The sequence below is a fragment of the Micromonospora sp. DT201 genome (genome assembly GCF_049841575.1).
Classification (GTDB): domain Bacteria; phylum Actinomycetota; class Actinomycetes; order Mycobacteriales; family Micromonosporaceae; genus Micromonospora.
Window position 1 is genome coordinate 56,392 of sequence record NZ_JBNCKP010000010.1, and the last position, 12,448, is coordinate 68,839.

Annotated in this window: 7 protein-coding genes and 1 tRNA gene; 5 read left to right on the forward strand and 3 right to left on the reverse strand. The window is 73.1% G+C overall.

What is annotated here, in order from left to right; genetic code table 11:
* Positions 1-14 precede the first annotated feature (14 nt).
* Positions 15-98, reverse strand: a tRNA-Leu gene (locus ACLQ28_RS18225).
* Between the two features lie 233 nt (positions 99-331).
* Here ACLQ28_RS18225 and ACLQ28_RS18230 point away from each other — a divergent pair.
* From ACLQ28_RS18230 to ACLQ28_RS18250, 5 genes are all read left to right on the forward strand, one after another.
* Complete coding sequence (locus ACLQ28_RS18230) at positions 332-3,127, forward strand: hypothetical protein (protein WP_425687469.1); 2,796 nt, start codon at positions 332-334, stop codon at positions 3,125-3,127.
* 186 nt (positions 3,128-3,313) lie between these two features.
* Positions 3,314-5,938 (forward strand): fibronectin type III domain-containing protein, encoded by a 2,625-nt coding sequence (locus ACLQ28_RS18235; protein WP_425687470.1) that lies wholly within the window; start codon positions 3,314-3,316, stop codon positions 5,936-5,938.
* A gap of 27 nt (positions 5,939-5,965) precedes the next feature.
* Entirely contained in the window at positions 5,966-6,961 is a 996-nt protein-coding gene (locus tag ACLQ28_RS18240; protein WP_425687471.1) for an AAA family ATPase, read from the forward strand.
* A 14-nt stretch (positions 6,962-6,975) separates the two neighbouring features.
* Positions 6,976-8,163, forward strand: coding sequence for a DUF58 domain-containing protein (locus ACLQ28_RS18245; RefSeq protein ID WP_425687472.1), 1,188 nt, complete (start codon positions 6,976-6,978; stop codon positions 8,161-8,163).
* Complete coding sequence (locus tag ACLQ28_RS18250; RefSeq protein WP_425687473.1) at positions 8,160-10,484, forward strand: transglutaminaseTgpA domain-containing protein; 2,325 nt, start codon at positions 8,160-8,162, stop codon at positions 10,482-10,484. The genes ACLQ28_RS18245 and ACLQ28_RS18250 overlap by 4 nt, the downstream gene beginning before the upstream one ends.
* Positions 10,485-10,581: 97 nt before the next feature.
* On the opposite strand, the gene ACLQ28_RS18255 is transcribed toward ACLQ28_RS18250, so the two are convergent.
* On the reverse strand, positions 10,582-11,373 hold the full coding sequence (locus ACLQ28_RS18255) for an SDR family oxidoreductase (protein WP_425687474.1): 792 nt from the start codon (positions 11,371-11,373) through the stop codon (positions 10,582-10,584).
* Positions 11,370-12,353, reverse strand: a complete 984-nt coding sequence (locus tag ACLQ28_RS18260; RefSeq protein WP_425687596.1) for an LLM class F420-dependent oxidoreductase — start codon at positions 12,351-12,353, stop codon at positions 11,370-11,372. Before ACLQ28_RS18260 ends, ACLQ28_RS18255 begins: the two co-directional genes overlap by 4 nt.
* Positions 12,354-12,448 lie beyond the last annotated feature (95 nt).

Here is a 12,448-nt window from a genome sequence, read left to right on the forward strand (position 1 = left end):
ATGTGGTGATGATGTGTCCGAGGGGGGACTTGAACCCCCACGCCCTATACGGGCACTAGCACCTCAAGCTAGCGCGTCTGCCATTCCGCCACCCGGACCTACACGTTCAGCCTACCTCGCCGACCCAGATGATCTTTCCATCAGATGGTCGGCCCGGCGGGCCGCACGAGGAGTTACTTTACACGCCGCTCGTGGATCATGCACATCGCCTTCCGGTGCCTTCCTCCCAGCGCTTTCGCCGCAGCTCAAACCGCCTCGCGCACGCTCATCGACACCATGCCGGGGCGTGTCCGGGTGGCGTCCGACGGCCCTCTGGCGGCAGCATTGCCACGTGTCCCATCCCTCCCCCCTGGCAGCCGCCCAGCACCGGGCCCTCGCCCTACGCGCCGCGGGCGACCTCAGCGCCGCCCGGCAGCTGCTCGCGGAGGCCGTCGGCTCCGCTCCCCCGCCTTACGGTGACGACCACCCCGAGATGCTGCACAGCGCGCACCTCCTGGCCCGGCTGAACCGCGAGGCGGGCGACCCGCTCGCCTCGCGCCGGGTGCTGGAGGAGGCGTTCGCGGCGGGCGAGCGGCGCTGGGAGCACTCCGACCCGGTGATGCTCGCCCTCGCCTTCGAACTCGCCGAGGTGGCGGAGGAGTTGGGCAACCGGCACGAGGCCCGTCGCAACTACACCCGCGTCGCCGCTGCCGGGCCCGCGGTGCTCGGGGAGCACCACCCGGCGGTACGCGCCGCCCGCCACTACCTCGGGCATCCCTCGTCGACGCCGAACGAGCAGCAGGGCCCACCGCCGACTCCCGGTCCGGACTCGGTCGCCGCGGCGACCGAGTCCGGCACCCGGTCGGCCCTGTCCGGCCCGACCTTGTCGATGGCGACCCTGGCCGCGATGCGGCCCTCCGCTGGTGGCCCGTCGGCCACCGGCTCGCCGTGGGCTCCGCCGCAACCGCCGGTCACACCCCAGCCAACCCCTCCAGGGGTACGCGGACCCGCCGCGCCCACCCGGCCCAACAACACCGCCACAGCACCGGCTCCAGTTTCTCGGCTGACGCCCGTCCAGCCGGCACCTTCCTCGGTCGCGCCCACGCAGCACACCCTGCCGTCCGCCGAGCCCGGGCCCACTCTGCCGCCGCGTCAACGCGCCGACCGACAATCGCCCGAGCCCACGGCGCCGCCGCGTCAACGCGCCGGCCAACAACCGCCCGCAACTGCCCGGCCATCGGTCGGCCAGCCGCCGATGCCGAGGGCCGACAGCCAGCCGCCCCAGCCGAGGGCCGAAAGCCACCCGCCCAGGCCGAGGGCTGAAAGCCAGCCGACGCTGTCATCCGGCCAGCGGCCACCACAGCGACCGCCGTCCGGGCCAGCCGTAGCGCCCCGTCAACGCATGGGCGACCAGGTGACCCACCAGACGGTCGACGTGCGACACCAGCCGCCAGCCCCGTCGGCCCCCGCGCCGGTCGCCACCGCGCCAGCAGCGGGGGTGCCGGCCCCCCGCTGGGACAACCCCACGATCCAGGTACGACAGATCGAACCGCTGCTCGCCGAGGAGGCTGCCCGAGCCGCAGCCGGGCCAACCGGGCCAACCGGGCCAACCGGGCCAACCGGGGCGAGTGGATCGGTCGACGCGTCCGGCGGCGAGGTGACGTCACCGGGCTGGCCCTCCTCAACCAGTGGGCACCCGGGGCCGGCGTATCCGGTGAGCGGGGCACCAGCCCACCCGGTCAGTGGGCCACCCGGTCCTTCACAACCGATCTCCGCGCCACCCGGCCACCCGTACCCGGTCTCCGGGCCACCAGGACATCCCTACCCGACCTCTGGACCACCGGCCCACACCTACCCGGTCTCCGGACCGCCCGGCTACGGGCCACCCGTGTCCGCACCACCCGGGCACACCTACCCGGTCTCCGCACCACCCGGTTCTGGGCAGCCCATCTCCGCGCCGCCTTACGGGCAACCTGTCTCCGCGCCTCCAGTGAGCGCGCCGCCGTGGGGGCTGACCGCGCCGCCGTGGAGCCGCAGCGCTCCCCCGCAACCTTTGCCGGCTCCCGGTGCCGAAGCTGCTGAGCAGTCCCCGATGGACGAGGCTGGCGCCCGCGTGGACGGTGAACTCGAACTGAGTAGCGTCGATGTCTCGGTGGTGCCGACGCAGCCGTCCCGTGTCGCGCTGGCCAACCAGACCGTGGTGTTCCCGTCCGTCCCGCCGGACAGTGGCCCGACCAGGGGCGACACCGGTTCGAGCCAGCCCATCGCCGCGCAGCCGAACCCGACACCCGCGCAGCCAAACCCGACACCCGCACAGCCAAGCCAGGCGGTGACGGTGGCCGACCCGGCTCCGGCAGCGTGGTCACCGGGCACCGACGCCGACCAGGCGAGGCCGACCGCGCCGCGTCAAACGCCGCAGCACCACCAGGGGCAGTACCCGACCCAGGAGCAGTACCCAACCCAGCACCAGTACCCAACCCAGGGGCAGTACCCAACCCAGCACCAGTACCCTGCCCAGCAGTACCAGCCGACCCAGGCTCCGTACCCAGGCCAGCAGTACGAGCCGACCCAGGCTTCGTACCCAGGCCAGCAGTACGAGCCGATCCAGGCTTCGTACCCGGGTCAGCAGTACCAGTCGGTGCAGGACGTGTACCGGCCGGCGTACGCCGATGAGGGCGGGTCGCCGGGCCGCAGCCGTGCGACGCTTGTCGGCGCGGTGGTAGCGGCCGGGGTGGCCGTCGTGGCGGTGGCCGGCCTGGGTGCGGTGATGCTGACCCGCGACGACCCGCCGTCCCGCACACCGACGACGGAGGCGACACGGACAGCGGCCGGGCCTCCACCAGGGGATCTGAAGCTTCGCGATGACTCGACCACGATCACGCTGACCTGGACGGACCCGTCCGGCGGGGCGGTGCCGTTCATGGTCGCTGCCGGTCGGGCCGGGCAGCCCTTGGGTGTGCTGGCCACCGTGGACCCGGGCAAGACCAGCTACACGGTCAATGGGTTGAACTCGCGGGTGGATCACTGCTTCACGGTGTTGGCGGTCTACTCCACCGACACCTTTGCGACCTCGGCGCAGGTCTGTACAGCGCGGGAACCCACCGCCACGTCGAGCAGCGAGCCCTCGGCCCAGCCAACGCCAAGCTGAGGCGAGGCCGACCCGAGCTGAGGTGACCCGAGCTGAGCTGGGCGTCTACAGCACACACGCTCGGTATCCACAGGGGTGACGGTGCGGGTTCCCCCGTCACCAGCAGAGCCATATGATGGCACCCGGCTCAGGGGAGGGGTCGCCGCGAGGCGCGCCACCTGCCACGACTCAGGGAGGCAGCCGGCTGTGGCCAGCATCGACGACGCCGAACGGACCAACGCCCCTCGCTCCCGGTCTCGACTTCGGGGCGGGCTGGTGACCGTTGGCACGGTGACCGCGCTGCTGGCCGCCATGGGGTTGACAGTCCTCGGGCTGGGCGCAGCCGACAACGCGGTGGCGAATTACGACGCGAGTTCCTGGCTCTGGAGCACGGCGCGCAGCGAGCTGGCCCGGGTCAACGGGGTCACCGCCCGGGTGGACACCCGCACCGAGATCCCCAGTGCCCGTCAGCACCCGATGCAGATCGCCCAGACCGACCGGCTGCTGATCCTGCGTGACCTGCAGACGGGGCAGATCAGCTCACTGGACCTGGCCACCCTGCAGCTCAGCGCGACTACCAAGACCACTCCTGGCCTGGGCGTGAGTGTCGCCCTGCACGAGGATTCGGCGTTCGTCGTCGATGCCGTGCAGGGCATCGTGCGGCAGCTCGACCCGCGGTCGCTGACCCCGGTCGGCGAGCCGGTGCGCTATCCCCCAGGCATCACCGGCGGCACCTTCGACGGCAAGGGTCGACTCTGGATCGCGGTGCCCAGCCAGGGCACCGTCTCGGCGATCACCGCCGCCACGTTGCCGTCCGCGCCGGCCTCGGCCGCGCCCGCCGGAGCGGGGCTCAGCCCGAAGCGTGTCGAGTCGTACGACGTCGCCGAGGCCAGCCACGAGCTGGTGGTGTCCACCCTGGATGAGGGTGTGGCGGTGCTCGACCGCACGGCCGGGAAGCTGGTGCGGGTGCAGCGGGGCGAGGTTCACCCGACGCCGTTGACGCTGTCCGGTCCGGCGGCGCTGCCCGCGCGCACCAGCGGGCAGCGGGTCCCGGTCACCGTGCCTGCCGAGCGGCGGGTGCTGGTGGTGGGTGACGGTGGTGAGGAGCGGGCGTTCACGGTGCCGGGCGAGGGTGACCGGCTCAGCCCGGCGGTGGCCTGGGCGGACCGGTTCTACTGCGCCGACGAGGCCACCGGCACGATCTACGCCTTCGACGCGGGCGGTCAGCTGGTCGAGACCATCGCTGGGCGGGCGACCGGGCCGATGGAGCTGGAAGTCCGGGAGAATCACCTGTTCATCAACTCCCCCGACGCGGCGACCGCTCGGGTGGTGGACGACAAGAACCAGGTGCGCGAGGTCAACAAGTACGCCAATGACGTGCTCGGCGGCGACCCGCCGCCGGTGGCCCCGCCGCCGCCACCGCCGAAGAAGCCCCGGGTGGGTAAGCCGAGCGCGCCGCGCAGTGTCACCGCCGCCGCCGGCAACGCTCAGGCGCGGGTGAGTTGGCGGCCGGCCGCCGCCAACGGCGCCGAGATCATCAAGTACGTGGTGGAGGGCGCCGAGCAGCGCCTGGAGGTCGGTGCCAACCAGCGTGCGGTGGAGGTCAAGGGTCTGACCAACGGCGAGACGTACCGCTTCGCGGTGCATGCCGTCAACGCCAAGGGCGACGGTCCGTCGCGCAACAGCAACCCGGTCACCCCGACCGCAGCGGTGCCCGACCCGCCGGCCAGCGTCACCGCCGAGGAGCGGCCCGACGGCACGGTGCTGGTGAAGTGGCCGGCGGCGAACGGGCAGGGCAACACCATCGCCAAGTACGCGGTCACGGCCAGCTCGGCGGGGGCGAACGCGCCGGCCGGCGAGTCGACGAAGACGGAGTTGGTGGTGCCCGCCGGTGAGTTGGAGTTCGGCACCCAGTACGCGTTCACCGTGGTGGCGGTCAACAACAAGGGTGCCGGTTCGGCGGCGTCGCCGGTCAGCAACACGGTGGTGCCGTTCGCAGCACCCGGTCGGCCGCTGGACCTGAGCGCCGGCACGGTCGCCAACCAGCCGGGTGCGGTCACGGTGCAGTGGGCGCCGGCCGAGGCCAACGGGCGGCCGGTGACGAAATACCTGGTGGACGTCGGTGGTCGTGCCAGCGAGGTGACCGACACCCGCACCACCGTCACCGGGCTGGGCAACGGCCAGAACGTCACGGTGAAGGTGAAGGCGGTCAACGAGGCGGGGGCCGGCCCGGAGGCAACCGCCACCGCGCGTACGGTGGCCGAGCCTCGGGTCACGGTGACCGGGTCGTCGGCGACGGCCACCTCGGCGACGGTGACGTTCACCGTGGACGCCGGCGGCGGCCAGGCCACCTGCTCGGTGAGCACGCCGGGTGAGCCGGCGAAGGCCGGGGCGTGCTCCAGCATCACGGTGCCGGGCCTGACGCCGGGCACGGCGTACACGTTCACGGTGACGGCCACCAACGCCGCCGGTAACGGCACGGCGACGAGGGCGCAGGAAACGCCTCCGCTGTACGGCATTGCGACCTGCAACAACGGGCCGGACGGCGACCAGCGGACCTACTGCAACGAGGAAGTTAGCGGACGCAACGGTAACGAGGTCTTCAAGGTCGCCGAGCAGGACAACAAGCAGCAGGTTGGCTGGGCGGAGCCCGGCACCCGGCTGAAGGCGTACTGCAAGAAGGCCGGTGACGACGTCGACTCCTGGATCTACAACAATGGGAAGCGCAGCACCTGGTGGGTGCAGGTCGACTTCAAGGGTAAGAACTACATCCCTTGGGCCTGGCTCAACCTGGAGGGCGGCGACAACATCAACGTCCTGCCCACCTGCTGAAACACCAGGCAAGGAGCACCGCCGACCGTGAACACCCACGAGCCGCTCACCCAGCCGGAGGTGCAGGGCTTCGCCGCCCTCGCCGCCCGGCTCGCCGAGAACGTCAACGCTGTGGTGCTCGGCAAGCCGCAGGTGGTTCGGCTGGCGTTGACCGCGCTCTTCGCGCAGGGTCACGTGCTCCTGGAGGATGTGCCGGGGGTCGGTAAGACGACCCTCGCGCGGGCCATCGCCGCCACGGTGAAGGGTGAGTGGCGGCGCATCCAGTTCACGCCCGACCTGCTCCCGTCGGACGTGTCCGGGGTGACCATCTTCAACCAGGCGAGCAGGGACTTCGAGTTCCACCCGGGGCCGGTCTTCGCCAACATCGTCATCGCCGACGAGATCAACCGGGCGTCGCCGAAGACCCAGTCGGCGCTGCTGGAGGTGATGGAGGAACGCACCGTCACCGTGGACGGGGTCCGGCATCCGGTGCCGTCGCCGTTCCTGGTGGTGGCCACGCAGAACCCGGTCGAGATGGACGGCACCTACCGGTTGCCCGAGGCACAGCTGGACCGTTTCCTGGTCAAGCTGTCCGTCGGCTACCCGGACGAGGCGGTCGAGGTGGAGGTGCTGCGCGGCGCGACCGTGCGCTCCCCGGAGGCGCTCGCCCCGGTCACCGACACCGCCACCGTCGGGGAGATGGTCCGGATGGCCCGCCGGGTGCACATCGCTGAGCCGCTCTACGCGTACGCGGTCCGGCTGGCCGCCGCCACCCGCACCCACCCGCAGGTGCGGGTGGGGGTCAGTCCGCGAGGTGTGATCGCGTTGACGCGGGCCGCGTGTGCGTACGCGCTGATCGACGGGCGGGGTTGGATCATGCCGGAGGACCTGAAGGCGCTCGCCGAAGCGGTGTTCGCGCACCGGTTGCTGCTCACCCCGGACGCCCAGGTGCGCGGGATGACCCCTGCGGAGGTGCTGCGCCAGGCAATCGCCTCGGTGCCGGTGCCCCTGCCGTCGGGGCAGCCCGCTCCGGTGCAGGGCTGACCGGCAGCAGCGGCATGGGGATCACCGCCCGCGGGGTCGGGCTGCTCGTCGCCGCCATCGTGCTGCTGGGGGCGGGTTTCCGGTTCGCGTACCCCGAGTTGACGCTGCTTGGCGCGGCGGCCGGCGCGGCCGTCGGCTACGCCGCGCTGGTCGCGGCCTGGCGGCCCCGGCTGACGGTGACCCGCCGAGCCGACCCGGACCGGGTGGCGCGCGGCGAGCCGGCGAGCATGACGTTGACGGTGCGCAACACCGGCCGGCTGCGGTCGGCGAACCTGCTGGCCGAGGACCGGTGCGGGGAGCGCACCGTGCCGGTGCCGGTGCTGCGCCTGCGCCCCGGTCGGGACACCGAGGTCCGCTACGACGTGCCGACCCATCGTCGCGGGGTGGTGCCGGTCGGGCCGCTGCGGGTGACTCGGCGTGACCCGTTGGGGTTGGTGGCGCTGGCCCGCCCGTACGGTGCGGCGGTGCCGGTCTGGGTGCATCCCCGGATCCACCCGCTGACGGCGGTGCCCCGCGGCTCGGGGCGCAGCCTCGACGGCCGGGTGGACGGGGTGCCCCACGGCTCGATCACCTTCGATTCGCTGCGGGAGTACGTGGTCGGCGACGAGTTGCGCCGCGTGCACTGGCGGACCAGCGCCCGGGTGGGTGAGCTGATGGTGCGGGAGAACGTCGACACGAGCCTGCCGCGTCTGGTCGTACTGCTGGACAACCGCGCCGCCGCGCACCCGCAGCGGGCGGGTGGGGTGGCGGAGTCGTTCGAGTCGGCCTGCGAGGCGGCGGCGTCGATCGTCACCGCCGCGCACCGCGCGGACCTGCCGGTGTTGTTGCTGTTCGCCGCAGCGAACCCGGACTCCGAAGCGGAGGCGGGGACGCCCGGCGGGGACCCGGACGTCGGGCAGGCTCTCGGGCCGCTGGACCGGCTCGCCGCCGCCGAGCTGTCGGGTGACGACAACGCGGTACGCGCGGCAACCACCCGGCTGCGCCAGGACCGTCTCGGTGACACGCTGATCTTCCTGACCGGGGCGGGTGGTCGGGACGAGCTGGGGCACGTCGGGGCGCTGCGCGGGGCGTACCCGTCGGTGGTGGTCGGGGTGTTCGGCGCGGCCGAGCCGACGCCGCCGGGCGCAGCCGGCCTGGTCGTCGTCGACGCGGCGGACGGCGCGCAGTTCGCCGCCGAGTGGGACGGGGTACGCCGGTGGTGACGCGCGTCGTGAAGGTGCTGCGGGCGGCGGTCGTCCCGCTGGCGCTGATCGGGCTGACCGCGCTCGCCGGGGTGGTGCTCGGCCGGGTGTACGCGGGTGACCTGCTGACCCGGCTGGTCATCGGTGCCGCGGTCGGTTCGGTGCTGGTCAGCGTGGCCGCCCGTCGGCTGCCGTCCTGGCTGGTGGCACCGGTGTCGGTCGCCGCGATGGCCGGCTGGACACTCTGGTCCCTGCGGCTGGCCGCCACCCACGCCGAGTTACCGGGCGGCCTGCTGGAGATCACGGCGGACGCCGCTCGTAACGGCATTCCTCGGCTGCTCACCGCGATGATTCCGGTGGAGCCCACACCGGACACGGTGCTGGTGCCCGTTGTCGCCGCCTGGCTGGCCGGGCTGGCCGGTGCGGAGGTGGCGCTGCGCGCCGGTCGGGTGTTGTTGGGCTACCTGCCGGCGGCGGGGCTCTACGCCGCAGCCCTCTATGTGGTCGGCCCGAATGCCACACCGGCGGTAGGGGCGACGCTGGCGTTCGTCACGATCGCGGCGGTCGGCCTGGCGGCCCCCACTCCAGCGGCATCGACTGCCGGCGATCCGACCGCCGATCTGGCCCCCCGCGTACGCGCGGCGGTGCGACTGCGGCTGGCCACCAGCGCGACGCTCGGAGTGGCCCTGGTGGTTGGGCTGGTCGCGCTGCTCGGCCCGGCCGTCGCCGAGGGAATCGACGGTCGGCCCGTGGACCCGCGCCGGTACGTGGAGCCACCGCAGGTGCAGACGCTCGACGAGAACCCGTTGATCCGGATCTCCGGCTGGGCGCTGCATCCGGAGCAGAAACTCCTCGACGTGAGCACGGAGAGTTCCGCTGCCCAGACCGGCGCTACCGCACCGAGCACCGGGCCGGCCACCGACGACACAGCGGCGGCGGACGACACCGACGCGAGCGTCCGGATCCGGTTGGCGGTGCTCAGCGACTACGACGGGGTGACCTGGCGGGTCGGCGCGACGTACCGCAACGCCGGGCGGATCCTGCCGGCCGCCACACCGCCGGACGACAGCACGGTGAAGACGGTCCGCCAGCAGATCACCGTGGCGGAGCTGAGCGGTCGCCTCCTGCCCGCCGTCGCGACACCTCGGGAGGTCAGTGGGGCGCGGGTGGCGTACGACCAGGAGAGCGGGACGCTGATCCGGCCGGAGGGGTTGACGCCGGGGCTGCGGTACGCGGTGACCTCTGCCGAGGAGCACCCGGACTCGAACCTGTTGGCCACCGCCAATGTGCCGGCCGGTGCGGAGGTGGCCCGGGTGCTGCGGGTCGCCGAAGGGGTGCCCGACCCGATGCGCCGGTTGGCCACGCAGCTCGCCGAGGAGAACGGCGCGCCGTACGCGCGAGCTGTGGCGATCGAGCAGTTCCTGGCCGAGCACTACCGGGTGGTGGCGGACGCGCCCAGCGGGCACGCGTACCCGAATCTGGGTTTCTTTCTTTTCGGGCCTCGTAACGGCGGCGGGCAGGAGGGCACCTCGGAGCAGTTCGCGGCGGCGTTCGCGGTGCTCGGCCGGCTTTCCGGGCTGCCGACCCGGGTGGTGGTGGGCTTCCGGGCTGGCGGGCAGGGGCCGGTGCTGGCCGGTGACGCGTTCGCCTGGCCGGAGGTGCTCTTCGACGGGTTGGGTTGGGTGCCGTTCGACCCGCGGCCTCGCCCGAACGAGGAGCCGAGGCCGGTGGAGGAGGATTTCCGCCCGACGCCGGAGGACCCGCCGCCGTCGGAGGTGCCGGCGCCCACCGCGGAGCCGAGCGCGTCGCCGGAGCCGGTCGCCGCCCCCGCAGGGCAGCCCGGTCGTGGGGGTGTGTCCACTCCGGTGCTTGTCGCTGGCGGCAGCGGCGGCCTGCTGCTGCTGGTGGGGGCGCTGCTGCTCACCCTGTTGGCGATGCGCCGCTCGCTCACCCGCGCCCGGCTCGTCCGGGGCGATCCCGGTCAACGCATTGTCGGCGCCTGGCGGGAGGTCACCGACGCGCTGCGGCTGGCCGGTCGACCGGTCGGTGCTGATCTGGCGGCCACCGAGGTGGCCGGGCACGCCCGCAGGGCGCTTGCCGATGCCCGCAGCGGCGGTCCCGCCGCTGCGGATCCGGACATCGGTGGCGTCGACGAGCTGGCTGAGCTGCTGAATCGAATGGGCTTCGCCCCGGATGCGGCAACCCCGGATCAGGCAACTCGGGCCGCCGAGGTGGCGAGCGCCTACGTGGCAACCCTGCGTTCCGCCCGCCCCTGGTGGCGACGCGTGCTCTGGTCCGTCCACCCCGCCCCGCTGCGTCGCCCCCACCGCTCCCGGCGGTGATCAAGAGGTTTGCGTCACCGCCGGGCCCATCCCTGACGCAAACCTCTTGATCACCGGAAGGAACGCCTGGGGGTGGGGGGGTGGTGGGTGGGGGGTGTTAGGGGGTTAGGCGGCGGATTAACTTGCGCATGCCGGCCTGCCAGCCGTCCGGGTCCTCGGCGCGGCGGCGCGCGTAGTCGGCGACCTTCGGGTGCGGCAGGATCAGGAAACGCTCCTCGGTCAGCCCGGCGATGGCCGCGTCGGCGACCTGGTCAGGGGTGAGCACCGCACCGGACGCGGCGACCACCCGGGCGCCGAGGTGGCCCTCGACGATCCCGTCGGCGAGCATCGGAGTGTCCACCCCCTGCGGGCAGAGCGCACTGACCCGGATGCCCCGGTCGCGGTAGGTGATGGCCAGCCACTCGGCGAACCCCACTGAGGCGTGCTTCGTCGCGGTGTACGCGGCGTCGCCCACCGCGGTCAGCACGCCCGCCGCCGAGCAGGTGTGCAGCAGGTGACCGCCGCCCCGGGCGAGCATTCCGGGCAGCACCGCCCGGGCCGAGTAGACGTGGGCGAGCACGTTGACCCGCCACGCCCGGTCCCAGCCGGCGTCGTCGACCTCCACTCCCCCGCCGGTGGTCACGCCCGCGTTGGCGCAGAACAGGTCGATGCGGCCGTACCGCTCCTCGGTGTCGGCGACCAGGTCGCGCACCTGCTCCTCGTCGGTGACGTCGAGTGCGATGGCGTGCGCGACCGGGCCGATGCCCTCGGCGACCGCGTCCGCCGCTTCGGCGTTCAGGTCGGCGACCACGACGGCGGCGGCACCTTCGGCGGCGAAGCGGCGCGACAGCGCGGCCCCGATGCCGCCCGCGCCACCGGTGACCACCACGATCCGGTCGGTGAGGTTCACTCGGACGCTCCTGCGGGGTCGGCGCCCAACTGGGCGATGAGGGTGAGCAGGGCGGTCGCGCCGCCGGCGGTCACCTCCGGGGTGGGCAGCAGCGCGAGCACCGGCACATCCACGCCAGCGTCGACATAGCGGCGCACCTCGGCGCGGCACCGCTCCGGTGTGCCGTGCAGCACCAGGGCGTCGACCACGTCGTCTGGCACCGCCGCGCTGGCTCCGCGCCGGTCACCGGCGGCCCAGGCCTCCCACATCGGTGCCAGGGCCTTGTCGCGGCCGAGCCAGCGGTGAAACTCGGCGTACGCTCCGACGGTGAGGTAACTGGTGATGAGTCGGCGGCCCAACGCTCGGGCGTACGCGGTGTCCTCGGTGGGGCAGACGAAGATCCGGGCGGCGACCTCGAAGCCGGCACGTCGTTCGCCCAGCTCGGCGAGGGCGCGTGGCACGTCGTCGGCGCTGAGCCAGTTGAGGATGACCCCGTCGGCCTCCGCGCCGGCCAGCCGGAGCATCCCCGGGCGCAGCGCGGCGAGCAGGATCGGCGGCGGCACCGCTGGAGGCAGCTCCAGCGTGAACCGGCGAACGGTGAATGTGTCGTAGGCCTTGTCGATCGTCTCGCCGCGCAGCGCGGCGCGCAGGAAGCGCAGCATGTCGCGGGTCCGCCGGAACGGCTCGTCGAACGGCACGGCGTTCCAATCCCGCACGAGCACCGGCGAGGACGCGCCGATGCCGAGCGAGAACCGGCCGGGCGCGGCCTCCGCCAACGCCGCCGCGCTCATCGCCAGCAGCCCGGGGCCCCGAGTGAAGACCGGTGCGATCGCGGTGCCGAGCCGCAACCGGGGCTGCCAGGCCGCCGCGAGCGCCAGCGGGGTGAACGCGTCGGTCCCGGCGACCTCGGACGACCACACGTCGGTGAACCCGGCCCGGTCGAGGGCCGCGTAGGCGGCGTCATGGTGGGCCAGCGCGATCCGGTCCAGTGGCACGGTCATGCCCCATCGATTCGTCACCGATCGATCGTGCCCGTTGACGGGGCGCGCGAGCAAGATCCCCGTACTGGGCAGAATCGCCGGTTTCCGGCTTTCCG